Below are 23,878 nucleotides of genomic sequence, written 5' to 3' on the forward strand. Positions count from 1 at the left end.
CTTTCCCTTTTGGTCTGCGGCGGCGATATCGGGGTCGCGTTTGTCCAGCATCCTCGGCCACGCGTGGATCAGCGGCTCGACCGCCGGGCGCCGACCGCCACCGGTCGGAGACTCGGGTGCAGCTCACACCTGGTAGTCCAGGATCCGCGAGAACCGCACCCGCGCAGCACGCTGTAGAGAGGGACGCCCCTTGTTTCCACTGAACGGCCGGGCGGGCCCCTGCCGAAGCCCGATGGAGTACGTCCAGGCGGCCGACCAGCGCGTTGCCGTGTTTCGAGCCGGAGCAGGTCGGCGAAGCGGCCCGGGTCTTTGCCGTGCGGTCTCCATCTCCCGCAGGTCCTGCCGCTGCCGGTGCACGATCGCCTGGCACCCGCCGGCGATGTTCAACGAACGCCCGCTGCGGCGGCCGTCGCTCCATACCCTCCTCCGCGTCCAACCGCCTACAGCACGGTGCGCAGCACCGCGTGGCGGGCTCGCCTGGAAGCCGGCCGGAGCCGGTGCCGGAGCCCGACTCGCGCAGCACGTCCTCGAGGAACTCTCCGCTCTGGCAGCCGGGAGGGGGTTCCCACCTCGAGGACACGAAAACTTCTGAAAAGACGACACAGTAAAGCACCAAGAGGAATGGCACGGAAAGAAACAACAACGGAACAAAGAAAGAAAGAGCCGCCAAGTAGGCCAAGGCCCAACAGGCTCGCCAAACCCTACAACTAAATCAGGGCCACAGTCCGAAGGACCCTATAAACCGCCTTGGGCAGCGCCTCTTCCAGCCGGCGGTCCTGCTCTTCTCCTGATCGGCCAACTGCTGTCCTGAGCTCGCCTCCTGACGCTCCGCCCGTCTCCTGGAAAGCGTACATGCCCGCCCCCGGCGAGTCCGGGACTCGGCGTCCAACCACCGCGAGCTATCAGGGTGGCCACGCCCCCGCACCAGCGGCGGCCCAACGCGCGGTGGGCTCCCATCAGCTACGGTGGGCCGCGCGGCGCTGCGGCGTCAGCGCGGTGGGGCAGGAGCGCATCCCATGCCCGGCCTCGGGTCGCCGATCCCCGGATGAACGATCCAGCACCAAGCATCATCGTCCTCAAACTGTCCAACTGTCTTAAGGTGTACGGAACATCGGACCGCGTACCGAGCCTTGGAAGGGATGGGAGGGGGGGGGGTGGAGAGCCCTCTCCGGCCCTTCCACACCAGTTTTCTGACATGGGCAGGGGCGGGCGGAGATCGAAGGAAGCAATAGCCGGTTTTTGCCGATCCTCCCCTGACGGATCTCAATACCCATCGAACCTACCAGACTTATTGGGCTTTCCTCTCGCGTTTTGGGCCAGATCACGACCAGGAGAGCCGCCGCCGACGCTCGCGCGCCCCCTCTAGAAGCGCGCGCCGCGCCAGCCCCTCGCCCGCGCCTTCCTGTGCCGCGCCCGTGCCGCATCCGTTCCGCTCCTGCTCGACTCTCTAAGGACTATTGTCTGGGCTTGGTAGATGGTCTTAACGCCGTCTACTAACTAGGCTTTCTGAGGCTCTACTCACTTCTCTTGAAAACTCTCTTGTCTGTACTAGACTCCTTTCGCTCTCTCTGTGCTTCTCTTCGCAGCTCTCTCAACCTGCCTCTCGCTCGGCCGCTAGAGCTTTTTGATGTCCGGCTAAGTCGCTTGCTGGCCCCTGTTGGCTTTGAAACTTCCCAGGAGGCTGTCTGGACGACCCTGCCTCGGGGTTCGACTGCTCACTGTCTCTCTTACGTAAGACTTCGGTTAGGCTCCTGGCTAGCCTCGTGGGCTAATTAACTTAGCATCCGTGCCGCTTTCTTGTCCTCCGTTCGGACCTCCTCTACGGGTACCCGTGCTTCTTCATGCGTGGCAGGCTTCTTCTACATCTATCTTGGACGCTTCTGGCTTGTTATTCTCTCTACTCTCATACCCAACACTAGTCTAACTCTTATCGGCTGCTACCAGACTGCATTCCGTGACCTGCTGGCTCCCTTCTGCTGCTAGCCTCCGGTATGCCGCTCCTCGTTTCTGCGAACTGCTCAATGAGCTACATCAGGCGCCGCTAGCTCACTTCTTCCCGCCTGGTCTGGGACTGGAATCGCTCGCCCTGTCGACTAGTATGGACGGCGGCAACCCTGGGCTACAATGCCTTTGTCTGGCCTGCTACTTCAGGAATGGCTATTTCTCGAGCCTCCGCAGGGCTCTTCCTTACTATCTGTTGCCCATGCCTTCCTACTTACTACCTCTCTCAAATAGGCTCTCTGCTTACTCCCCTCTCCTAGGTACCTGCTGCTCGTCAGTGCTATTACATTGCTCCTAACTATGCTCTATCTCTGCTCTGCGTGCTCTACTCCACCCTGTTCCTGTTCTGCCTTCTCTTTGCTTTCCTTGACTCGTCTGTGGTTGCCTGGGGGGATGTTACCTCGACAGAGCTACTAAAGGTCCTCCTCCTAGTCGGGCTGTAGTGCCGCTTGCGTGCTGTAGCGGGTATCCTTGCTGGGATCGACGCGTCGACCAGCGCCCGTGGCCCTTCCGTGCCGGCGCCTGCGGACTGTACGGACCGTACGTACCAGGGCAATTGGCCGCGGTCGCCCCGCCCGAGGGCGCCGCCGTACTCACACCCAGGTCGTCGCACCTGTGGGGCGTCCAACACCGCCGCCGCCACCGTCTCCGGGCGGTCCCACATCAGCAGGTGTCCAGCATGCACGGCCTCCCGGTCACTCCGCTCCCAACAGTCCGGCGCACCACCGGCGCTGCGGGCGCCCGCCCGTCGTGCTGGCGGCTGCGGCCCGTCCGGGCGGGCGCTGGCTGGCCCGGCAGCGGGAGTTGGCGGACCTGTTGGGAGCGGAGTACCGGGAGGCCGTGCCTGCTGGACACCTGCTGATGTGGGACCGCCCGGAGACGGTGGCGGCGGCGGTGTTGGACGCCCCACAGGTGCGACGACCTGGGTGAGTACGGCGGCGCCCTCGGCGGGGCGACCGGCGGCAATGCCCTTGGTACGTACGGTCCGTACAGTCCGCGGGCGCCGGCACGGAAGGGCCACGGGCGTGGCACGGGAGCGGCACGGATGCGGCACGGGCGCGGCACCGGAAGGCCGCGGGCGAGGGGCTGGCGCGGCGCGCGCTCCTAGGGGCGCGCGAGCGTCGGCGCGCTCTCCTCGGGTGTGATCTGTGCCCAAAAAGCCGCGAGAAAGCCCCAAGTCTGGTAGGTCGATGGTGTATTGAGACTCCGTCAGGGAGATCGGCAAAACCGGCTATGCTTCCTTCGATCCGGCCCGCCCCGCCCATGTCAGAAACGGGTGGAAGGGCCGGAGAGGGCCCCTTCCAAGGCCGGTACGCGGTCCGATGTTCCGTACACCTTCCGACAGTTGAGGACGCTGATGCTTGGTGCTGGATCGTCATCCGGGGATCGGCGCCCCGCGGCCGGGCTGGGATGGCTCCTGCCCACCGCGCTGACCGCCGCAGCCGCCGCCGCGGCCACCGTGCTGATGGAGCCCACCGCGCGTTGGGCCGTCGGCTGGTGCGGGGGAGTGGCCACCCTGATAGTCGCGGTGGTGGCCGCCGAGTCGACTCGCCGGGGGCGGGCACTGACCGCTTTCCAGGAGCGGGCGGAGCGTCAGGAGGCCGAGCTCAGGCAGCAGTTGGCCGATCAGGAGGAGCAGACCGCCCGGCTGGCCGAGGCGCTGCCCAAGGCGGTGGCCCGGCTGCAGAGCGGAGAGTTCCTCGAGGACGTGCTGCGCGAGTCGGGCTCCGGCACCGGCTCGGCCGGCTTCCAGCAGGCCCGCCACGCGGTGCTGCGCACCGTGCTGGAGGCGGTGGACGCGGAGGAGGGTCTGCGCGAGTCCGCGCAGCGGGCGTTCGTGAACATCGCCCGGCGGGTGCAGGCGATCGTGCACCGGCAGGCGCAGGACCTGCGGGAGATGGAGGACCGGCACGGCAACGACCCGGCCGTCTTCGACGACCTGCTCCGGCTCGACCACGGCAACGCGCTGGTCGGCCGCCTGGCCGACTCCATCGCGGTGCTCGGCGGGGCCCGCCCCGGCCGTCAGTGGAACAAGGGCGTCCCTCTCTACAGCGTGCTGCGCGGTGCGGTCTCGCGGATCCTGGACTACCAGCGGGTGGAGCTGCACCCGGTCTCCGAGGTGGCGGTGGTCGGCCCGGCGGTCGAGCCGCTGATCCACGCGCTGGCCGAGCTGCTGGACAACGCGACCCGCTACTCGCCGCCGCAGACCAACGTGCACCTGACCGCGGTCGAGGTGCAGACCGGCATCGCGATCGAGATCGAGGACGGCGGCCTCAGCCTCAGCGAGGAGGGCCGGGCCCGGGCCGAGCGGATGCTCCGCGACGCGCAGGAGGGCATCGACCTCAAGGACCTCGGTGAGACCCCGCGCCTCGGCCTGGCCGTGGTCGGACGCCTCGCGCAGGCCTACGGCTTCCAGGTCTCGCTCCGGCCGTCCGCGTACGGCGGCGTGCGCGCGGTGCTGATCGTCCCCCAGGAGCTGCTGACCGCGACCCCGGCCAGCTCGGACTGGGCGCACGGCATCGGCGCCGTCTCCGGCCCCCGCCCCGCCGCCCGTCCGGCGGCCCGGTCCGCCCAGGCGGCACCGGCCCGGGTGGCGGTCGCCGGCCCCCGCCCGGCGCTGTCCGGACCGCAGGCCAGCCCCGAGCACGGCTGGGCCGAGGACACCCCCGTGGTGGTGACCGAGCGGGCCGCCAACGGCCTGCCGCAGCGCCGCCGCCACGCCCGTCCGGCCCCGGCCCCGGCGCCCGCGGCCGTTCCGGTGGCGCACCGCTCCACCGCGCAGTACCCCACCGCTCCCGTGCCCGCCGCCGATCCGGTGCAGCCGGGGATGTGGCTGGCGGCCTTCAGCGAAGGCGTGAACGGCCAGCCGGAGCGGACCAGTGACCAGTCGTCAGGTACCACAGGCAGTACCACGGGCAGTAAGGGTGAGCAGTGATTCAGCAGCGGGCCAACATGGACTGGATGCTCAAGGAACTGGCCGAGGGCGTTCCGCAGACCCGGAACGTCGTGGTGCTCTCCTCGGACGGGCTGCGGATGGCCCAGTACGGTGCCGACACCGACACGGCGGACCGGCTGGCCGCGGCCTGCGCCGGCCTGCAGAGCCTGGCCACCGCGATCGGCACCGAGTTCCCGCACGGGGACGGCCGGATGCGCCTGGTGGTGATCGAGATCTCCGGCGGCTTCTTCTACCTGATGGCGGCCGGCGCCCGGGCCTACCTCGCGGTGCTGGCCGACGAGGGCGTGGACGCCGGGCTGATGGGCCAGCGGATGCGTGACCTGGTCGCCAGGATCGGCGAGCACCTCAGCACACCCGTCCGTGGCGAGCAGGTCGCATGACCGAGCGCGGGACGGAGTGGGACGAGGGCCATCCGGAGCGCCTGTACGTGATCACCCGCGGCCGTAGCGGGGCGGACGAACGGACCGTGCTCGACCTGGTCACGCTGATCGTCGCCAAGTCCCGTCCGCAGCCCGCGATGCAGCCCGAGCAGGCGGCGATCCTGCGGCTGTGCGGGTCGCCCCTCTCGGTGGCGGAGGTCTCCGCCCACCTGGCCCTGCCGATGAGCGTGGTCACCGTCCTGCTGGCCGACCTGCTGGCCGAGGGCCGGGTCGAGGCGCGGGCGCCCGTCCCCAAGGCCGAACTCCCCGACCGTGCCCTGATCGAAGCGGTGATGAATGGACTTCAGAGGCTCTGACGCCTACGGCTCCGACGGCTTCCACGGCCCCGCCGCCGTGGACGTGCTGCCGGACACGGTGGCCACCGCCGTCAAGGTGGTGATCGTCGGCGGCTTCGGGGTGGGCAAGACCACGCTGGTCGGCTCGGTCAGCGAGATCCGCCCGCTGACCACCGAGGAGACGATGACCCAGGCGGGCGCCGGCGTCGACGACACCGAGGGCATCGAGCGCAAGACCTCCACCACGGTGGCGATGGACTTCGGCCGGATCAGCATCAGCGACGAGTTGGTGCTCTACCTGTTCGGCACCCCCGGCCAGCAGCGCTTCTGGTTCCTCTGGAACGGCCTGTTCGAGGGCGCGCTGGGCGCGGTCGTGCTGGTGGACACCCGCCGGCTGGAGGTCAGCTTCGACGTGATCGGGCGGCTGGAGGAGCGCGGCGTCCCCTTCGTGGTCGCGGTCAACGGCTTCCCCGAGGCACCGGGCTACCCCGTCGAGGAGCTGCGCGGCGCGCTCGACCTGCCGGACGAGGTCCCGATCGTGCTCTGCGACGCGCGCAGCCGGGAGTCCAGCCGCGACGTGCTGCTCGCCCTGATGCGCTACCTGTACTCGCTCACCTCCTGAACCCGCACCCGTTCGTCTGACGCGTCGTCACCCAGGCGACGCGTCACCGTCCTGTCTGCCCACCCCCGGGAGCCCACCCCGGGGGACACACCCCGGAGACCCAGTGACCACCACCGACGGCCCGTTCGAGACCCCGCTCGACGGTTCGCCCACCCCGCCGCCCGGCTGCCCCGCCCACGGGATGGCCACCGGCGGGTACGGCCCCGGCGGGATCCGCCGCCTGTACGGCCCGGAGGCCGAGGCCGACCCGAGCGGCCTGTACGAGAAGCTGCGCGCCGAGCACGGCGCGGTGGCGCCGGTGCTGCTGCACGGCGACCTGCCCGCCTGGATGGTGCTCGGCCACTCGGCCAACCTCACCGCGATGCGCAACCCGTCCCGCTTCTCCCGGGACTCCCGCCGCTGGTCGGCCTTCCAGCGCAACGAGGTGGCGATGGACTCGCCGCTGATGCCGGTGCTGGCCTGGCAGCCGCTCTGCCTCTTCGCCGACGGCGCCGAGCACCGCCGCCTGCGCGGCGCCGTCACCGACGGCCTGGACCGCTTCGACCGCCGGGGCATCCGCCGCCACGTGACCCGCTTTGCCGACCAGCTGGTCGACGGTTTCACCGGCGCGGGCGCCGTCGACCTGGTGACCCGGTTCGCCGAGCACCTGCCGATGCTGGTGATGACCCAGCTGATCGGCATGCCCGAGGAGTACGGACCCCAACTGGTCACCGCCGCCCGGGACATGATGCTCGGCACCGAGAGCGCGATCGCCAGCAACGACTACGTGACGGCCACCCTGCGCCAGCTGGTGGACCGCAAGCGCCTCGAGCCCGGCAACGACCTGGCCAGCTGGCTGATCCAGCACGAGGCCGCGCTGACCGAGGACGAGATCGTCGAGCACCTGCGCCTGGTGCTGCTCGCCGCCAACGAGACCACCGTCAACCTGATCGCCGACACCCTGCGGATGGTCCTCACCGACTCCCGCTTCCGGGCCAACCTCTCCGGCGGGCACATGACCCTTCCGGACGCGCTGGACCAGGTGCTCTGGGACAGCCCGCCGCTGTCGATGATCCCCGGGCGCTGGGCCACCATCGACACCGACCTGGGCGGTCAGCAGATCCGGGCGGGCGACATGCTGCTGCTCGGCCTGGCGGCCGGCAACGTCGACCCGGAGGTCCGTCCCGACCTCAACACCCCGCTGTACGGGAACCGTTCGCACCTGGCGTTCAGCGGCGGCCCGCACGAGTGCCCCGGGCAGGACGTCGGCCGGGCGATCGCCGAGACCGGCATCGACGTGCTGCTCACCCGGCTCCCCGACCTGCGGCTGGCCGTCCCGGAGGAGGAGCTCAACTGGAGCGGCGCCTGGCTAGCCCGCCACCTGACCGGTCTCCCCGTCCGCTTCACCCCCGGCCGCCCCAAGGCCGCCGCCGAGCCCCAGCCCGCCCCGGCCGGCCCGACGACCGGTACCGTCACGGACCAGCGGCCCAGCCGGCCGGACCCGGCCGCCCCGCGCCGCCGTCGGCGCCGCAGCTGGTGGCGGGTCCTCAGCGCACTGTGGCGCCGCAGCTGATCCCCGCACGGTCGTGGTGGCCGAGCAGCCCTGTCGCTCGGCCACCACGACCGGAAGCGTTCCGTGCCGGAGTCGGCGCGCGCGGGTGAGCGGTGTCGCCCGGACGGTCAGCCGGACGCACCCGGCTGCCGCCGGGCGACGGCGACGTCCGAGGCGACCAGGAGGGCGATCACGACGACCAGGGCCCACAGGGTCTCGCCGCTGACGTGGCCGAACGGGATGTACGCGGCGAGGCCCACGGGCGCGATGCTCCGGAGGTGTCCGGCGACCTTGAGTGCGGCGCGGGGGTGCGGTACCCGGACGGAGGCCATCGGCCACCCGGGCTCCCCCTCGGGCTGCCGGGCGTGTTCGGTCCAGGCGTCGAACTGGTTCGGCGCGTCGTTCATGACGTGGTGTCCTCGTCTCTCAAGGCGGGTCGAGTGGTGCGAGGGAGCGGTGGCCGGGTGTCACGGTGTGCCGAGCGGGGGAGCTGGTCCACCGCGTGCGAGTGGGTGGGAAGAGCGACGATCCTGACCGGCGTCGACCGGTCCCGGTAGCTCAGTACGGCATGGACGAACTCGTCCTGCAGGGCAGGGGGTTGACGAGTGCTGAGCCGTGCCCATGCCTCATCGGTCACGGCCAGCACCAGGTCGGCGGAGCCCTCGGCCATGGCGCGCCTGAGCTCGGGGGCGTCGAGGAGCCCGAAGGCCAGGCTGATGTCCTTGCCGATGTAGCCCCGGCTGTCCACGGCCGTCACGCCGGTGTGGAGGACGGCCCTGAGCCGGATCTCCTCGGCCGGGCCGGCCGAGCGGTTGTGTCCTCGTAGCGCGACGGCGAGAGCGGGTGCGACGACGTCGACCACGAGGCCGGGCTCGAGCTCGGCGGCCAGCACGCACATGATGCCGTCGCCCCGGTCGAGCAGATCGCACGCGCCGGGCTGGAATCCGGCTCGCCGGAGCGCGTGTTCGAGGGCGTCGTAGAGGACCCGTCGGACCGTCAGGAGCGAGCGGTCGGTCCTGACGGGGGCGGTCGAACCCACGACGTCGACGCCGAAGAAGGTGCCGCGCACGAGCGTGTGCATACGCCGACAGTACCACGACGCGTACTTCTACTGGCAGCGAAAGTGTAAATTTACACTCTCGATCAGAACTCTTCGGCGAGGGCCCGGAGGGCGGGCAGGTCCACGACCGCGATCCTCCCACGGCCGGTGGTGACGATGCCGTGCTTGCGCAGGGGGAGCAGTGCCTTGGCCACGGCCTCCCGTGATGCTCCGACCATCGACGCCAACTCGTTCTGGGTGACCGGGAGCTGACGCGGACCTTCCTCCTGGGCCCGGTCCGGCTCGGTGTACTGGTCGTGGAGCGCGAGGAGCTGGCCCGCGATCCGCTGGAGGACGGTCCGGGACGCCATCTCCAGGCGGGCCTGGTCGGAGTCGCGAAGCCGGGAGGCGAGGGTCCGGACCAGGGTGAGCAGGACCTCCGGGTTGCGTTGCAGGAAGTCGTTCAGGTGCTCTGCCGTGACGACCGTGGCGGTGATCCTGGTCTTCGCCACCACGGAGGCGGACCGCGGGGTGCCGTCCAGTGCCGCCATCTCGCCCACGATGTCCGGCCCCTCGCGGAGGGCGAGGATCACCTCCTGGCCGTTGTCGGCCGTCACGACCACCTTGGCGGTGCCCTCGTCGAGCAGCAGTACGTGCGAGGACGGTTCGTGCTCGCGCAGGATCGTCTCTCCGGCGGCGTACTGGATCCGGGTCCCGAGCTGGCCGAGGGCCGATCGGTGTTCGGCGGCCAGTGCCTCCCAGAGATCGCTCTTGACCGTCATGGACCTTCCTCCGGTGGTGCGCGCTACGCGTACAACGTAGACCAAGACCCGCGATCGAGGCGCCGAACGCCGGAAGGCCCCCCATCCGTCGATGGGGGGCCTTCCGGCTGTCTGTGCGCCGCCAGGGACTCGAACCCCGGACCCGCTGATTAAGAGTCAGCTGCTCTAACCAACTGAGCTAGCGGCGCCTGCTGACGTCGGAGACTCTACGCGATCGGGGCGGTCGGACGGAAATCGTGACGCCCCGACCACGGAGAGCGTGTCAGCTGGGGGCCTCGGCGCCCTTGCGGGCGTAGAACCACCAGCAGACGACCAGGCAGACGGCGTAGAAGCCGACGAAGACCCAGAGCGAGCTGGTGACGGGGAAGAGGGCGAACATCGCGGGGATGAAGAAGAAGCCGAAGGCGGCGATGGAGGCGGAGAAGCCGGTGACGGCGCCGGCCTCCATCTCGGCCTGGTGGCGGGCCTCCTCCTGGGCGGCCGGGTCGGGGCCGGCGGCCGCGCGGTGCTGGTTGAGGAAGATGACCGGGATCTGGCGGAAGGTGGAGCCGTTGCCGATGCCGGAGAAGAAGAAGGCGCAGAGGAAGCCGACGTAGAAGACCCAGAAGTTGCCCTGGTTCCCGCCCGAGGGGAGGGCGTTGATCACCACGACGATCGAGGCGCCCATCCCGACGAAGGAGATGATGGTGCACCAGGCGCCGCCGGTCTTGTCGGCGATCCAGCCGCCGAGCCAGCGGGTGAGGGCGCCGATGAAGGGGCCGACCCAGGCGTAGGTGGTGGCGGAGTAGGCGGAGTCGATCGGGGTGAAGGTGGTGTTGATCAGGTTGGGCAGGGCGGAGGCGAAGCCGATGAAGGAGCCGAAGGTGCCGACGTAGAGCAGGGTCATCAGCCAGTTGTGCTTGCGCCTGAAGATGATCTTCTGCTTGGAGAACGGCGCGGCCGCGACCTTGAGGTCGTTCATCAGGAACCAGGCCGCCAGCGCCATCAGCACCAGCAGCGGGACCCAGAGGAAGGCCCCGTTCTGCAGCCAGACCTCGGTGCCGTCCTTCTGCTTCTGCGGCCCGCCGGCCGGCGGGCCGAGGATGCCCGCGGTGATCACCAGCGGGGCGACCAGCTGCACCACGCTGACGCCGAGGTTGCCCAGGCCGCCGTTGATGCCGTTGGCGTTGCCCTTCTTCGCCTTGGGGAAGAAGAAGCCGATGTTGACCATCGACGAGGAGAAGTTGGCGCCGCCGACGCCGCAGAGCGCGGCGATCACCACCATCACCGCGTACGGGGTGGAGGTGTCCTGCACCGCGAAGCCCAGCCAGAGCAGCGGCCCGATCAGGATGATCGTCGAGAAGGCGGTCCACTTCCGCTCGCCGACCACCGGGCCGACGAAGGTGTAGACGAGCCGGCCGAGCCCGCCGGTCAGGCCGGGGATGGCGGTCAGCCAGAACTTCTGCGAGTCGCTGAAGGTGAAGCCGACCTTGCTCAGCTGGACCACCGTCACCGACCAGACCTGCCAGACCACGAAGGCCAGCAGCAGGGCGGGCACCGAGACCCAGAGGTTGCGGTTGGCGACCTTGGCGCCGGTGGCGGACCAGAAGGAGGGATCCTCCGGCTCCCAGGTGGAGATGGTCGCCCCGGGCCGGTAGCTCTCCCGGCGGTGACTGCGGGACTTCTCGTCGAGGGTGCTCAACGCGGCCGTCCTAACGGTGGGTTCAGTGGTCGCGCGGCGAGATGCGCCACGCCAGCAGGACGACCAGGAAGGAGGCCGCCGAGAAACCGGTGCACCACCAGGCGGTGGCGGTCTCGCCCTTCATCCAGGCGTTGGTGGCCACCGTCAGGGCCCAGAGCTGTCCGATCACGATGGTGATCGCCAGGACCAGACGGGCCGTCAGGACGGCCGAGCGCTCCGGTTCCTGCTCGGTGCCCGCACCCGGCCCGGGGCCGGTCCGGGTCACCCGGGGGTCGGCGTAGCCGCTGGTGGCGCGGATCTGCGGGTAGCGCTCCTCGACGGGGCGGTTCAGCCGGGGCTGCTCGCTGCCGGGGTGGTACTCCTCGGGGTAGGTCCCGGGCTGCTGCTCGTCGGGGTGCGTCATGACGCCCCCTCGGCGTTGCAGCCGGCCCGTTCGGCCAGCACCGGGTTGGAGTCCCGCAGGCCGCGGCAGAGCCCGGCCCGCTCGGTCTCGCCGGAGCGCGCGGTGCCGATCGCCCAGACCGCGCCCTGTTCGTCCTCGACCACGACCACCCGGGGCAGCGGACGCGGCGGCGGACCGGCCGTCACCTCGCCGGTCCGGGCACTGAACACCCCTTCGTGGCAAGGGCAGTAGAGCTCGCCCTCGCTGCCGCGCTCCTTGCGCCAGAGCACCCCGCAGGCCAGGTGGGTGCAGACCGTGGAGTAGCCGACCACGGTGCCGTCCATCAGCCGGATGGCCATCGCCCGGTCGTGCTCGCCGGGGTAGTTGAAGGTCACCGCCTGGCCGCGGGCCAGCTTCTCGGCCACCTTGAGCGGGGGAGCGGTGCCGTCGCCGTGCCGGTGCAGCACCCCGGCGGAGACCACGGTGGAGCCGACCACCAGGCCGCCGGAGACGGTGGCCACGATTCGCAGGTAGTCCCGGCGGGTGGTCAGCGAGTCGGCGCTGATCCGGTCCACCAGGGCCGCGTGCTCCTCGGAGAGGTCCGTCGACTCCGGTGCCTGAGGGGTGGTCACAGTGCTCCGTTCCCGGGCGTGGCACGCCCGTTGACCTCGATCACGTTGAGCGCGGGGTACCCGCCGGGGACGGCGGCACCGGCGAAGGCGCCCGCGCCGGCGGTGCCGTCGCGGCGTTCGGCGGGCACCACCATGGCGACGCCGGTGGAGACGGTGACGTCGCCGAAGGCGAAGAGCGTGGAGACGTCCACGTTCGGCCGCTCGGCCTGGAGCTCCTCCAGCGTCCCGTAGAACAGCGCCCCGGTCGGGCAGACCGTCGCGCACATCGGCGCCAGGCCGTAACTGGTGCGGTCGTAGCAGAGGTTGCACTTCATCTGGAGCTTGGCCTCCAGATCGATCTTGGGCACCCCGAACGGGCAGGCGTTGACGCAGTTCGCGCACCCGATGCACCGGGTCGGGTCGGCCTCCTGGACCACGCCGTCGGCGGTGATCAGGATGGCGTCCGCCGGGCAGACCTCGGCGCACGGGGCGACCGGGTCCTCGCAGTGCATGCAGACCGTGGGCAGCGAGGCGGCCGAGTGCCCCTCGTCGGGGTAGTCGAGGTGGATCATCGACTTGCCCCGGTGCGAGTCGCACTCCCGGCAGGCCGAGACGCAGGCCTGGCAGCCGATGCACCGGCCCGGGTCGATGAAGATGGTGCGTCCCAGCATGGGGTCAGCTCCTCTCCGCGGTGCCGCGGCCCTGCGGTGAGGTCGGCGGCAGCGGGTCGGTCCGTGAGGCCTGGGCCTCGGGGTACGCCTCCCGCCCCGGCGGGGTGGGCGGCGCGGGCACCTCGTCCAGGTCGGCGGCCCGTTCGATCCGGACGGCGCAGACCTTGTACTCGGGGATCTTGGAGCGCGGGTCGAGGGCGTCGACGGTCAGCGCGTTGGCCGCCACCGGGTGGGGCCAGTGGTACGGGACGAAGACGTGGTCGGCCCGGATCGCCTCGGTGACCAGGGCGGGCAGCACCGATTCGCCGCGCCGGGTGACCACCCGGACCGGGTCGCCGGTGCGGAAGCCGTGCGAGGGGTGGATCTCCACCCAGGGGCGCGGGGTCTGCTCCACCAGGGCGCCCAGCCGCCGGGTCTGATTGCCCGACAGGAAGTGCGCCACCGTGCGGCCGGTGGTCAGCGTCATCGGGAAGTCCTCGTCGTACGGGTCGGCCGGCGGGTGCCACTCCACGGTCTGCAGGTGCACCTTGCCGTCGGCGTGGTACGTCCTCCCGCCCTCGAACAGCCGTGGCGTGCCCGGGTGGTCGGTGTCCGGGCAGGGCCAGACGATGCCGCCGGTCTCCTCCAGCCGCTGGTAGGTGATGCCGTAGTAGTCGTTGACGGTGCCCCGGGAGGCGATCCGCAGCTCCTCGAAGACCTCCTCGGAGCCGGCGAAGTCGAACTTGTCGCCCACCCCGAGGCGGCGGGCCAGCTCGCACATCACCCAGGTGTCGGTGCGGACCCCGGCCGGGGGCTCCTGGGCCTTGTTGTGCTTGACCACCCGGGCCTCGGCGTTGGCCATCACGCCCTCGTCCTCGGCCCAGGTGGTGACCGGGAAGACCACGTGGGCGTTCTGCGCCGTCTCGGAGAGGAAGAAGTCGAACTGGGCGTGGAACTCCAGGGTGTCGTAACCGTCCTTCACCACCACGTAGTTGGGCAGCGAGACGAAGGGGTTGTTGCAGATCCCGATCAGGCCGCGGATCTCCTGGCGCTGCATCTGCCAGACCATCTCCATCATCGAGGTGCCGGCCTTCGGCAGCTCGGACTCCTCGATGCCCCAGATCTCGCAGATCTGCCGCCGGTGCTCGGGGTCGTTGATGGAGCGCCCGCCCGGCAGCAGGTCGGACTTCTGGCCGTGCTCGCGCCCGCCCTGGCCGTTGCCCTGGCCGGTGATGGTGCCGTAGCCGGCGCCGGGCTTGCCGAGGTTGCCGGTGGCGGCGCACAGGTTGATGACGGTCAGGCAGTTCTCCACGCCCTGGGTGTGGTGCTCGATGCCGCGCGCGTGCCAGGCCATCGCCTTCCCGGCGGTGCCGAACATCCGTGCCACCTCGACCACTTGGGACTCCGGGATGCTGCAGACCTCGGCCGCCCGGCTGGGCGGGTAGGCCTTCACGGTGGCCTTCAGCTCCTCCCAGCCGGTGCAGTGGGCGGCGATGAAGGCGTCGTCGGTCAGGCCGTCCTCGATCACCACGTTCAGCACCGCGTTGAAGAACACCGCGTCGGTGCCGGAGCGCAGCGCCACGTGCACGTCGGCGGTGCGGGCCACCGCCGTCTCCCGCGGGTCGACCACGATCAGCTTGGCGCCGCGGTCCCGGGCGCCCCACAGGTACTGGGTCATCACCGGGAAGCACTCGCCGACGTTGGAGCCGGCGATCAGCAGGCAGTCGGTCCGCAGGATGTCGGAGAACGGGTTGGCCGCCCGGTCGATGCCGAAGGCCAGCTTGTTGGCCCCGGCCGCGCTCACCATGCAGAGCCGCCCGTTGTAGTCCACGTGCCGGGACTTGAGCGCGACCCGGGCGAACTTGCCCACCAGGTAGGTCTTCTCGGAGAACAGGCTGGCGCCGCCGAGCAGGCCGAAGGCGTCCGCCCCGTGCTCGGCCTGGATCCGGCGGATCTCGTTCACCGTGTGGTCCAGCGCCTGCTCCCAGCTCACCTGCTGGAAGGGCTCGTCCCGGCTGCGGCGCATCAGCGGGGAGGCCAGCCGGTCGGGGTGGTTGACCTGCTGGTAGGCGTTGATGCCCTTGGGGCACAGCCGCATCCGGTTGATGTCGTGGTTGCGCGGCTCGACGCCGAACACCTTGCCGTGGGAGTCGACCCGCAGGTACATCCCGCACTGCACCCCGCAGAAGCAGCAGTGGGTGGGCACCAGGGTCTGCTCGGTCTGGTCGGCCCGCCAGGCGGCGGCGGGCAGGCCGCCCGCGTCCCGGAAGTTGCGGGTGCCGCGCGGGGCGACGGTCGGGTCCACACGCTCGCTCAACGGTCGAAGCCCTTCTTCACCTGGGAGAGGTAGGCGCCGCCGCGCAGCACCCGCTTGCAGCGCGGGCAGTACTCCGCCCACTGGTCGAAGCCGAGCTTCAGGTCCTGCATGGTGGCGCGCAGGTTGGCCACGTACTCGGGGGTGTCGATCGGCTCGCCGCAGTTCTTGCAGGCGAACAGGTCGTCGGGCGCGTCCGGGTCCTTCTTCTTGGACGTGTACTTGAACAGCTGCATGCCGACCGCTGCCGGGCGCTGCACGATGTGGAAGAACTTGCCGAACGGCAGGTACACCAGCGTCAGCACCACCGAGGCCATGTGCAGGATCGCCAGGAACTCGTAGCCGCCGCCGTGCAGGAACATCTCGGAGAAGGTCAGCAGCAGCCCGGTCACCGAGATGGTGATCAGGGCCAGCAGCGGGACGAAGTCGTAGCCGAAGCGCTGCCCGGTGGTGGCCGCGCGGTCGCGCATCCGGCGCCACAGGAAGTACCCGGCCCCGGCGATCACCAGCACCGCCGCCAGGTCCAGGCCGTGGTAGAGCGACCAGCCGAGGAAGGAGTCGGAGGGGAAGCCGAGCACCTTGAAGCCCCAGATCCGCATCTCGTAGCCGGGGCCGGCCGCGCTGGAGGCGGTGAAGGTGAACCAGCCCCAGGTCAGCGGGAAGGTGATGGCGGCGGCCAGCAGACAGCCCCAGAAGATGAGCTGGTGCGCCACCCAGCGGGCGTGCGAGCGGGCGCCGAGGAACTTCTGGAAGCCCAGGTAGGTGACGATCATCCTGGGCAGGGCGGTCGGGGCCTTGCGCAGGTTCTCCCAGGAGAGCGCCGCCCGCCAGCCCTGCTTGAAGAGCCTGCGGGCGGCCGGGGCGGAGACCCAGACCACGTAGCGGTAGACCACCCCGAAGGTGAGGAAGACCGTCGCCACCGCGTACGGCACCAGGGCCGAGTCGAAGTCCCTGAGGCCGCGGCTGCCGAGCACGATGGCGACCAGCAGGAGCAGTGTCGCCCCCGTGGCCACCAAGGACGCCCGCACCGCCACCGACTGACCTTGCGCCACCGGTCCGCTCCTTCGCTCGACTGTTTCGCAAGCTACTGACGGTCCGTCGGGTCCGCGCGCCGGGTGAGCCGGCGGGGTGACGAGGGGACGAAACGCACCCCGGTTGGTGACTTTCGCCCGGTCAGGGCGGCCGACGGGCGCAGGAGGGTGGTCTTATGCCGCACGCACCCGCGCACGCGCTCGACGACCTGCTGGCCCAGGCGGAGAAGAAGGCCGGCACCTCCCGGCGACGGCCCGGCCGCTACCTGGTCTCGGCGGTGCAGGCGGGGGTCTACATCGCACTCGGCGAGGTGCTGCTGCTCTCGGTGGCCGCTCCCTTCGACCTGGCGCACTCGCCGGTGGTGAGGCTGCTGGAGGGCGCCGTCTTCGGGGTCGCGCTGATCCTGGTGGTGTTCGCCGGGGCCGAGCTGTTCACCAGCGCGGCGATGGTGATGGCGGTCGGCCGGCTGGCCGGGCGCACCGGCTGGGGAGCGCTGGCCCGGGTCTGGCTGCTCACCCTGGCCGGGAACCTGGCCGGGGCGCTCGGCCTGGCCGTCCTGGTGCACGCGGGAGGGCTGCTCGGCGGCGCCCCAGCCGGCCGGATGCTCGGCGAACTGATCGCGCTGAAGGACGGGCTGACCGGCGGTCAGCTCCTCGCCCGGGCGGTGCTCTGCAACCTGCTGGTCTGCCTGGCGATCTGGACGGTGGCCCGGGTGCGCGGCGACGGGCCCAAGATGACCGCCGTCTGGTGGCCCGTCTTCGCCTTCGTCGCGATCGGCTTCGAGCACTGCGTGGCCAACATGGCGCTCTACGGCCTGGCGATCACCGACGGCCGCGCCTCGTTCGCCGACCTGGCCCGCAACCTGCTGTACGTGGTGCCCGGCAACGTGGTCGGCGGGGCGGTGCTGGTCGGTGCCGCGTACTGGTTCACCACCCGCCGCGAGCGGGAGGCCTGACCCGACCCGTGCGGGAGCCCCCGGCAGCCGGGCTGCCGGGGGCTCACACCTTTCCTCACGCCATCCGGTGCCGGCCGGCCGACCGCTCCTCCCGCCGGTGACCCGCCCAGCCGGCCACCGCCAGCAGGGTGCAGGCCCAGACCGCGCAGAACACCGCCAGCGCGATCGCGTTTCCCCCCATCTGCACCGCGACCAGCACCAGACCGACCGAGAGCGACAGCAGCACCGCGACGGTGCCGGTCTGCACGTCCTCCAACAGGTGCCAGTACCCACGCGGCCCGCCCACCGGCCGCGGCTTCGCGTACCGCTCCGGGCCGAACTCCGCCTGCGGTTCCATCCCGCTCACCTCCCAGTACAGGGGACCCCTCCAGCGTGCACGGCCGCCCGGCTCCCCGCACGCCTGGAGGACGCTTGCGGCCCGGGCCGCTTCGGTCCACCGGTGATCCCTTCCACCCGCGCTGAGCAGCGACGAAGCTGTTCTTCGTCAGCAGGGACCACCCGGAACCGGTGGGGAGAGGGACCGCTGACGGTGCGTCGCACGCACCGGACCGCTGCTCCTGCAGGGCAGCCGTCCCCGTGCCACTTCCCGTCCGTCCTGCCCCTGGAGCCCTGCCATGCCCTCGCGCGCCTCGAAGCTCACCCGCGTCGCCCTCTCCGCCGCCATAGCCCTCTCCGGCGCGGTGGCCACCACCGCCCTGGCCACGGCCAACGCCACGGTCGCCCAGGCCGCCTCGTCGGTGGACGGTTCGATCACCCGCTCCGAGGTGATCGCCCGGGCCGACTACTGGTTCCAGAACAAGGCCAGCATCCCCTACGACCAGGGCGGTTCGTACCAGGACTCCTCCGGTCGCTCCTACCGCACAGACTGCTCGGGCTACGTCTCGATGGCCTGGCACCTCGGCACCAGCCTGGCCACCGGCACGCTCCCGGGCGTCGCCACCCAGATCCCCCGCAGCCAGCTCAAGCCCGGTGACATCCTCGACTACGAGGCCAAGCACGTCATCCTGTTCGAGAAGTGGGACGACGCGGCCCACACCACCTTCTCCTACTACTCCTTCGGCTCCACCCCGGTGAAGCACGTCACCGGTGTGTCGATCAACGCCGCCAAGTTCGACAGCCACGACAACGGCCTCTACACCGCCTACCGCTACAACAAGATCGTGGATGACCGTTCTGCGGCGCGGACGGTGGCGGCGGACTTCGACGGTGACGGTCGGGTGGACGTCGCGGGGATCGATGCGTACCAGAACCTGAACCTGTACGCCGGGAACGGTGCCGGTCAGGTGAGTGCGACGCTGCCGATGCTCGGCACCAATGGTCTGTGGGCGGGCTTCAAGCAGCTGGCGGCGGGTGACTTCAACGGTGACGGCAAGCAGGACGTCGCCGGGATCGACGCCAACGACAGCCTGAAGCTGTACACGGGCACCGGTGGCGGTTACGTGTCGGGCGGCAGCGCGATGCTGGGCGGCAACGGTACGTGGGCGGGGTTCAAGGCGCTGACGGCCGGTGACTTCAACGGTGACGGCAAGCAGGACATCGCCGGCATCGACGCGAACGACAGTCTGAAGCTGTACGCGGGCAACGGTGCGGGTCAGCTCTCCGAGGTCGGCGCGATGCTGGGCGGCAACGGCACCTGGGCCGGGTTCAAGGCGATCACCTCGGGCGACTTCAACGGTGACGGCAAGCGCGACGTCGCCGGCATCGACGCCAACAACGACCTCAAGCTCTACACCGGCAACGGTGCCGGTCAGCTCGGCGGTGGCAGCCCGATGCTCGGCACCAATGGTCTGTGGGCGGGCTTCCGCTCGGTCATGGGCGGTGACTTCAACGGTGACGGCAAGCAGGACATCGCCGGCATCGACGCCAACAACGACCTCAAGCTCTACACCGGCAACGGCGCGGGCCAGGTCAGCGGCGGCTCCGTGATGATCGGCAGCGCCGGCAGCGGCCTCTGGGCCGGCTTCTGACGGCTCACCACTTCCACAGACCATTCCTCACCATCAGAAAGCGATTCAGTGAAGCGCCTCGCCTCCCTCGCCGCCGCCACCCTGGTCGGCATGCTCTGCCTGCCCGTCACCTCGTCTCCGGCTTCGGCGGCGACGGCGAACCCGCCCCAGCTCAAGGTCATGCCGCTCGGTGACTCGATCACCCGTGGGTACATGAGCACCCCGGAGAACGGCTACCGGGCGAAGCTGCAGCAGCTGGTCTCCCAGCAGTCCCGGTACACCGTCAACATGGTCGGGTCCGTGCGGAACGGCACCCTCGCCGATCCGGAGAGCGAGGGCCACAGCGGCTACGAGATCCAGGGCATCAGGGCCGAGCTCGACGGCTGGCTCGCCGCGGCCCAGCCGGACGTGGTGCTGCTGCACATCGGCATCAACGACCTCAACAACAAGCACGACGTCGACGCCAACGGGAACACGGCGGTCGACCGGGCCAAGGCCCTGATCAACCAGATCTTCGCGGACCGCCCCAACGTCACGGTGATCGTCCAGGGTCTGATCCGGTCCACCGCGGGTATCCCGGAGCAGCCGGGCATCACCGCGAAGATCGACGACTACAACAGCCAGCTGAAGACCTGGGTCAACCAGGAGCGGACCAAGCGGCACGTCCGGTTCGTCGACTCCACGGTCCCTGCCGACCAGTTGGCCGACAAGCTGCACCCGAACGCGGACGGGTACGACACCTTCGGCCGGACCTTCTACTCCGAGCTCGACCAGGCCTTCTCCGACGGCTGGATCGTCGGCGGCCCGCCCACCGCGCTCACCACCCCGGCCCGCACCGCGGCCGGTGACTTCAACGGTGACGGCAAGCAGGACGTCGCCGGGATCGACGCCAACAACGACCTCCGGCTCTACACCGGCGACGGTGCCGGGCACGTGGGCGGTGGTTCGCCGATGCTCGGCACCGGCGGTGCCTGGAGCGGCTTCAAGCTGATCGCCGCAGGCGACTTCAACGGTGACGGCAAGCAGGACGTCGCCGGGATCGACGCCAACAACAGCCTGAAGCTGTATGTCGGCAACGGCGCGGGCACCGTCTCGGGCGGCAGCGCGATGCTGGGTGGCAACGGTGCGTGGGCCGGGTTCAAGGCCATCACGGCCGGTGACTTCAACGGTGACGGCAAGCAGGACATCGCCGGGATCGACGCCAACGACAGCCTCAAGCTGTACGCGGGCAACGGTGCGGGCCAGCTGTCCGAGGTCGGCGCGATGCTGGGCGGCAACGGCACCTGGGCCGGGTTCAAGGCCATCACGGCCGGCGACTTCAACGGTGACGGCAAGCGCGACGTCGCGGGCATCGACGCCAACAACGACCTCAAGCTGTACACCGGCAACGGTGCCGGCCAGCTCGGCGGCGGCAGCCTGATGCTCGGCAGCGGCGGCGCGTGGGCCAACTTCCACGCGGTCATGGGCGCCGACTTCAACGGCGACGGCAAGCAGGACATCGCCGGCATCGACGCCAACAACGACCTCAAGCTCTACACCGGCAACGGTGCCGGCCAGCTCGGCGGCGGCTCCGTGATGATCGGCACCAGCGGTAGCGGCCTCTGGGCCGGCTTCTGAGCCCCGTCTGACACGGCGTCGGCCCCCGAACCGTCCGGTTCGGGGGCCGACGCCGTGTCAGACCACCTGGACCGGATAGACCGGCAGGGCGCTGGCCGGGTCGTCCAGGCAGACGCCGCTGCGCAGGTCGAAGGTCTGCTTGTGCATGGGGGAGGCGACGGTGGGGGCGCCGTCCACGCTGCCGGTGATGCCGTCGGCGATCACGTCGGCGTGCGAGAACGGGTCGCGGTTGCCGACGGCGTAGACCTCGCCGCCGGGGGGTGCGGAAGACGGCGGCCTGCTCGCCCTCGGGGAGCAGGGCGGCGACCCCGCAGGCGGGTTCGAGCTCCTCGTAGGCGCAGACGGTGACCCATGTGCCGTCGGGGGACTGGACCTGGACCTGGCCGGTGCGGTTCATCACTGCTCCTGGAGGACGGGGACGGTCGGGGAGTCGACGAAACTGACGGGGTCGGCGGGGGCGTTGACGAAGGGGGCGAAGGCGCGGAGCTTCGCCGGGTCGTCCAGCACGGCCCGCCACTCGTCCTGGTAGGCGGCCACGTGCCGCTCGGCCTGGGCCTCCAGCTCGGTGGCCAGCCCGAGGGAGTCCTCCACCACCACCGCGCGGACGTGGTCGAGTCCCAGGCGCTCCAGCCAGGCGGCGGTCCGCTCCAGCCGCTCGCCGGTGCGGGCGTAGTACATCAGGAAGCGGTCGGTGAGCCGGAGCAGTTCCTCGGTGGAGAGGTCGGAGGCCAGCAGGTCGGCGTGGCGCGGCGTGGTGCCGCCGTTGCCGCCGACGTAGAGGTTCCAGCCCTTGGCGGTGGCGATCACGCCGATGTCCTTGCCCCGGGCCTCGGCGCACTCGCGCAGGCAGCCGGAGACCCCGCCCTTGACCTTGTGCGGGGTGCGCAGGCCCCGGTAGCGCAGCTCCAGGTCGATCGCCAGCTGCACCGAGTCGCCCTGCCCGAAGCGGCACCAACGGCTGCCCACGCAGGACTTCACGGTGCGCAGCGACTTGCCGTAGGCGTGGCCGGACTCGAAGCCGGCGTCCACCAACCGCCGCCAGACCGCCGGGAGTTGTTCGCGCCGGGCGCCGAAGAGATCGATCCGCTGGCCGCCGGTGACCTTGGTGTGGAGGCCGAAGTCCCGGGCCACCTCGCCGATCACGATCAGTTGCTCGGCGGTCAGTTCGCCACCGGGGATGCGCGGCACCACGGAGTAGGTGCCGTCCTTCTGCAGGTTGGCCAGGTAGCGGTCGTTGGAGTCCTGGAGGCCGCGCTGTCCGGGGTCGAGCACGTGCCGCAGCCCGAGCTCGGGCCCGAGGGTGGCCAGGATCGAGCCGACCACCGGCTTGCACACCGCGCAGCCGTCCTCGGCGCCGTTGCCGTGTGCCGCCAGCACCTCGGCGAAGGAGGTGAACCCCCCTTCCACGACGGCCTGGTAGAGCTCGGCGCGGGACAGCGTGAAGTGCTCGCACAGGCCCGGGCGGCGCTGCACGCCGAAGCCGTCCAGCAGGGACTGCAGGGTACCCGTGCAACCGCCGCAGCCGGTGCCGGCCCTGGTGCAGGCCTTCAGCTCGGAGAGCTCGGTGACGCCCTCGGCCACGGCGGCCCGGACGGCGCCCTTGGTGACGTTGTGACAGCTGCACACCACGGCCTCGTCCGGCAGCAGCTCGGCCCCGGGCGGCGCCCCGGCTCCGGCCGGAAGGAGGAACGACTCGGGCGCGGCCGGGAGTTCGGTGCCGGTGTGCGGGCGCAGCAGCCCGTACGCGGCAGCGTCGCCGACCAGGATGCCGCCGAGCAGCCGGCCGTCGGCACCGAGCACCAGCTTCTTGTAGACCCCGGAGCCGGAGTCGGAGAACTGCACCTCCACCGAGCGCCCGCCGGCCGCGAACGGGTCGCCGAAGCTGGCCACGTCGGCGCCCAGCAGCTTGAGCTTGGTGTCGGTGTCGGCGCCCTCGAAGGAGGCGGAGCCGTCGCCGTGCAGCTGCTCGGCCACCACCTCGGCCATCTGGTAGCCCGGGGCCACCAGGCCGTACACCTGGCCGTCGCAGGTCTGGGCGCACTCGCCGACGGCGTAGACCGCCGGGTCGGTGGTGCGGCAGTGCCGGTCGACGGCGACGCCGCCCCGGTCGCCGCAGAGCAGCCCGGCCTCGCGGGCGAGCCGGTCCCGGGGGCGCACGCCCGCCGAGAACACCACCAGGTCGGCGTCGACCAACTGGCCGTCGCTCAGCCGCAGGCCGTCGGTGACGCCGTCCGCGTCCAGCTCGATCCGGTTCGCCCCGACACCGGTGTGCACGCCGATGCCCATCCCCTCGACCGCGCCGCGCAGGGCGGCCCCACCGCCCTCGTCCAGCTGGAGCGGCATCAGCCGGGGTGCGAACTCCACCACGCTGGTGCGCAGCCCCAGGCTGCGCAGCGCACCGGCCGCCTCCAGTCCGAGCAGCCCGCCGCCGACCACCACCCCGCTGCGGGCGCCGGCCGCCGCGTAGGCGGTGATCGCGTCCACGTCGTCCAGGGTCCGGTAGGCGAAGCAGCCCGGGGCGTCCGCGCCGGGCACCGGCGGCATGAAGGGGTACGAGCCGGTGGCCAGCACCAGGGCTTCGTAGCCGAGGGTGCAGCCGCCTGCGGTGGTGACGGTCCGTCGGGCGGTGTCGAGGGCCTCGGCCGGGTCGCCGAGGTGCAGCTCGATGCCGTGTTCGGTGAAGAACTCCGGCCCGGCAAGCGCGAGTTCGTCCGGGCTGGTGCCGGTGAAGCGGGCCGTCAGGTGCACCCGGTCGTAGGCGGGGCGGCTCTCCTCGGCGAGCACCACGGCCCGCCAGTCGCGCTCGAAGGCCCCGCGCTCGGCCAGGGCGGACAGCAGGCGCTGGCCCACCATGCCGTGTCCGACGAGGACCAGGGTCTTGGTCGTCATGGTGCGTGCTCCTCCTGCGCGGGTGCTCCTGTCTCCGACCGTAGTTCGGGGTTGCTGGGTGTCCCATGAGTAAAAGGCCCGAGCAGAAGGGACCTTGGGCCCGAGTGACACGCGGCCGGGCGGTGCGGGACCTTCGGCCCCGGAGCCGGTGGCCT

Annotated in this window: 21 protein-coding genes and 1 tRNA gene; 9 read left to right on the forward strand and 13 right to left on the reverse strand. The window is 70.7% G+C overall.

What is annotated here, in order from left to right:
• Positions 1-2,751: 2,751 nt before the first annotated feature.
• The 6 genes from ABD946_RS20670 (at position 2,752) to ABD946_RS20695 (ending at position 7,846) form a co-directional block, all read left to right on the forward strand.
• Positions 2,752-2,931, forward strand: a complete 180-nt coding sequence (locus tag ABD946_RS20670) for a hypothetical protein (protein WP_345285697.1) — start codon at positions 2,752-2,754, stop codon at positions 2,929-2,931.
• 427 nt (positions 2,932-3,358) lie between these two features.
• Entirely contained in the window at positions 3,359-4,936 is a 1,578-nt protein-coding gene (locus tag ABD946_RS20675) for a sensor histidine kinase (protein ID WP_345285699.1), read from the forward strand.
• Between the two features lie 17 nt (positions 4,937-4,953).
• The gene (locus tag ABD946_RS20680; protein ID WP_380149641.1) at positions 4,954-5,337 is read left to right on the forward strand and encodes a roadblock/LC7 domain-containing protein; all 384 of its coding nucleotides are present in this window, start codon (positions 4,954-4,956) and stop codon (positions 5,335-5,337) included.
• Positions 5,334-5,693, forward strand: coding sequence for a DUF742 domain-containing protein (locus ABD946_RS20685; RefSeq protein ID WP_345285703.1), 360 nt, complete (start codon positions 5,334-5,336; stop codon positions 5,691-5,693). Before ABD946_RS20680 ends, ABD946_RS20685 begins: the two co-directional genes overlap by 4 nt.
• Entirely contained in the window at positions 5,674-6,294 is a 621-nt protein-coding gene (locus tag ABD946_RS20690) for a GTP-binding protein (RefSeq protein WP_345285705.1), read from the forward strand. The genes ABD946_RS20685 and ABD946_RS20690 overlap by 20 nt, the downstream gene beginning before the upstream one ends.
• A gap of 181 nt (positions 6,295-6,475) precedes the next feature.
• Positions 6,476-7,846, forward strand: coding sequence for a cytochrome P450 (locus ABD946_RS20695; protein WP_345285757.1), 1,371 nt, complete (start codon positions 6,476-6,478; stop codon positions 7,844-7,846).
• A 107-nt stretch (positions 7,847-7,953) separates the two neighbouring features.
• Here the strand turns inward: ABD946_RS20695 and ABD946_RS20700 are convergent, their stop codons facing one another.
• From ABD946_RS20700 to ABD946_RS20745, 10 genes are all read right to left on the reverse strand, one after another.
• Positions 7,954-8,232, reverse strand: coding sequence for a hypothetical protein (locus ABD946_RS20700; RefSeq protein WP_345285707.1), 279 nt, complete (start codon positions 8,230-8,232; stop codon positions 7,954-7,956).
• Positions 8,229-8,906: a hypothetical protein gene (locus ABD946_RS20705; protein WP_345285709.1), complete on the reverse strand. Its 678-nt coding sequence runs from the start codon at positions 8,904-8,906 to the stop codon at positions 8,229-8,231. Before ABD946_RS20705 ends, ABD946_RS20700 begins: the two co-directional genes overlap by 4 nt.
• 62 nt (positions 8,907-8,968) lie before the next feature.
• On the reverse strand, positions 8,969-9,646 hold the full coding sequence (locus tag ABD946_RS20710; protein WP_345285711.1) for a Crp/Fnr family transcriptional regulator: 678 nt from the start codon (positions 9,644-9,646) through the stop codon (positions 8,969-8,971).
• Between the two features lie 114 nt (positions 9,647-9,760).
• Positions 9,761-9,834: transfer RNA gene (locus ABD946_RS20715), tRNA-Lys, on the reverse strand.
• A 74-nt stretch (positions 9,835-9,908) separates the two neighbouring features.
• Positions 9,909-11,327 (reverse strand): MFS transporter, encoded by a 1,419-nt coding sequence (locus ABD946_RS20720; protein ID WP_345285713.1) that lies wholly within the window; start codon positions 11,325-11,327, stop codon positions 9,909-9,911.
• Positions 11,328-11,349: 22 nt separating this feature from the next.
• Complete coding sequence (locus tag ABD946_RS20725) at positions 11,350-11,730, reverse strand: DUF6755 family protein (RefSeq protein WP_345285715.1); 381 nt, start codon at positions 11,728-11,730, stop codon at positions 11,350-11,352.
• Positions 11,727-12,341, reverse strand: a complete 615-nt coding sequence (locus ABD946_RS20730) for a QcrA and Rieske domain-containing protein (RefSeq protein ID WP_345285717.1) — start codon at positions 12,339-12,341, stop codon at positions 11,727-11,729. Before ABD946_RS20730 ends, ABD946_RS20725 begins: the two co-directional genes overlap by 4 nt.
• A complete protein-coding gene (locus tag ABD946_RS20735; protein ID WP_345285719.1) occupies positions 12,338-12,991 on the reverse strand; it encodes a 4Fe-4S dicluster domain-containing protein in 654 nt (217 codons plus the stop codon). Before ABD946_RS20735 ends, ABD946_RS20730 begins: the two co-directional genes overlap by 4 nt.
• Before the next feature lie 4 nt (positions 12,992-12,995).
• A complete protein-coding gene (locus ABD946_RS20740) occupies positions 12,996-15,287 on the reverse strand; it encodes a molybdopterin oxidoreductase family protein (protein WP_345285721.1) in 2,292 nt (763 codons plus the stop codon).
• Complete coding sequence (locus ABD946_RS20745) at positions 15,284-16,336, reverse strand: MFS transporter (RefSeq protein ID WP_345285723.1); 1,053 nt, start codon at positions 16,334-16,336, stop codon at positions 15,284-15,286. The genes ABD946_RS20740 and ABD946_RS20745 overlap by 4 nt, the downstream gene beginning before the upstream one ends.
• A gap of 155 nt (positions 16,337-16,491) precedes the next feature.
• Between ABD946_RS20745 and ABD946_RS20750 the strand changes: the two genes are divergently transcribed.
• Positions 16,492-17,271 (forward strand): formate/nitrite transporter family protein, encoded by a 780-nt coding sequence (locus tag ABD946_RS20750; RefSeq protein WP_345285725.1) that lies wholly within the window; start codon positions 16,492-16,494, stop codon positions 17,269-17,271.
• A gap of 55 nt (positions 17,272-17,326) precedes the next feature.
• Here the strand turns inward: ABD946_RS20750 and ABD946_RS20755 are convergent, their stop codons facing one another.
• Entirely contained in the window at positions 17,327-17,608 is a 282-nt protein-coding gene (locus ABD946_RS20755) for a hypothetical protein (protein WP_345285727.1), read from the reverse strand.
• A gap of 277 nt (positions 17,609-17,885) precedes the next feature.
• On the opposite strand from ABD946_RS20755, the gene ABD946_RS20760 reads away from it, so the two are divergent.
• Entirely contained in the window at positions 17,886-19,238 is a 1,353-nt protein-coding gene (locus tag ABD946_RS20760; protein WP_345285729.1) for an FG-GAP repeat domain-containing protein, read from the forward strand.
• A 48-nt stretch (positions 19,239-19,286) separates the two neighbouring features.
• Positions 19,287-20,834, forward strand: coding sequence for an FG-GAP-like repeat-containing protein (locus ABD946_RS20765; protein WP_345285731.1), 1,548 nt, complete (start codon positions 19,287-19,289; stop codon positions 20,832-20,834).
• A 57-nt stretch (positions 20,835-20,891) separates the two neighbouring features.
• Here ABD946_RS20765 and ABD946_RS20770 read toward each other — a convergent pair whose 3' ends face one another.
• Positions 20,892-21,038, reverse strand: coding sequence for a nitrite reductase (NAD(P)H) small subunit (locus tag ABD946_RS20770; protein ID WP_345285733.1), 147 nt, complete (start codon positions 21,036-21,038; stop codon positions 20,892-20,894).
• A 192-nt stretch (positions 21,039-21,230) separates the two neighbouring features.
• Positions 21,231-23,723, reverse strand: coding sequence for a nitrite reductase large subunit NirB (gene nirB / locus ABD946_RS20775; protein ID WP_345285735.1), 2,493 nt, complete (start codon positions 23,721-23,723; stop codon positions 21,231-21,233).
• Between the last annotated feature and the right edge of the window lie 155 nt (positions 23,724-23,878).

The sequence above is a fragment of the Kitasatospora albolonga genome (genome assembly GCF_039535905.1).
Classification (GTDB): Bacteria; Actinomycetota; Actinomycetes; order Streptomycetales; family Streptomycetaceae; genus Kitasatospora; species Kitasatospora albolonga.

Coding starts and splice junctions, on each gene's coding strand:
- ABD946_RS20690 (WP_345285705.1), top strand. CDS start 5,674: ATGGACTTCAGAGGCTCTGACGCCTACGGCTCCGACGGCTTCCACGGC.
- ABD946_RS20685 (WP_345285703.1), top strand. CDS start 5,334: ATGACCGAGCGCGGGACGGAGTGGGACGAGGGCCATCCGGAGCGCCTG.
- ABD946_RS20725 (WP_345285715.1), bottom strand. CDS start 11,730: ATGACGCACCCCGACGAGCAGCAGCCCGGGACCTACCCCGAGGAGTAC.
- ABD946_RS20680 (WP_380149641.1), top strand. CDS start 4,954: ATGGACTGGATGCTCAAGGAACTGGCCGAGGGCGTTCCGCAGACCCGG.
- ABD946_RS20700 (WP_345285707.1), bottom strand. CDS start 8,232: ATGAACGACGCGCCGAACCAGTTCGACGCCTGGACCGAACACGCCCGG.
- ABD946_RS20675 (WP_345285699.1), top strand. CDS start 3,359: ATGCTTGGTGCTGGATCGTCATCCGGGGATCGGCGCCCCGCGGCCGGG.
- ABD946_RS20750 (WP_345285725.1), top strand. CDS start 16,492: ATGCCGCACGCACCCGCGCACGCGCTCGACGACCTGCTGGCCCAGGCG.
- ABD946_RS20755 (WP_345285727.1), bottom strand. CDS start 17,608: ATGGAACCGCAGGCGGAGTTCGGCCCGGAGCGGTACGCGAAGCCGCGG.
- ABD946_RS20735 (WP_345285719.1), bottom strand. CDS start 12,991: ATGCTGGGACGCACCATCTTCATCGACCCGGGCCGGTGCATCGGCTGC.
- ABD946_RS20710 (WP_345285711.1), bottom strand. CDS start 9,646: ATGACGGTCAAGAGCGATCTCTGGGAGGCACTGGCCGCCGAACACCGA.
- ABD946_RS20695 (WP_345285757.1), top strand. CDS start 6,476: ATGGCCACCGGCGGGTACGGCCCCGGCGGGATCCGCCGCCTGTACGGC.
- ABD946_RS20760 (WP_345285729.1), top strand. CDS start 17,886: ATGCCCTCGCGCGCCTCGAAGCTCACCCGCGTCGCCCTCTCCGCCGCC.
- ABD946_RS20705 (WP_345285709.1), bottom strand. CDS start 8,906: ATGCACACGCTCGTGCGCGGCACCTTCTTCGGCGTCGACGTCGTGGGT.
- nirB (WP_345285735.1), bottom strand. CDS start 23,723: ATGACGACCAAGACCCTGGTCCTCGTCGGACACGGCATGGTGGGCCAG.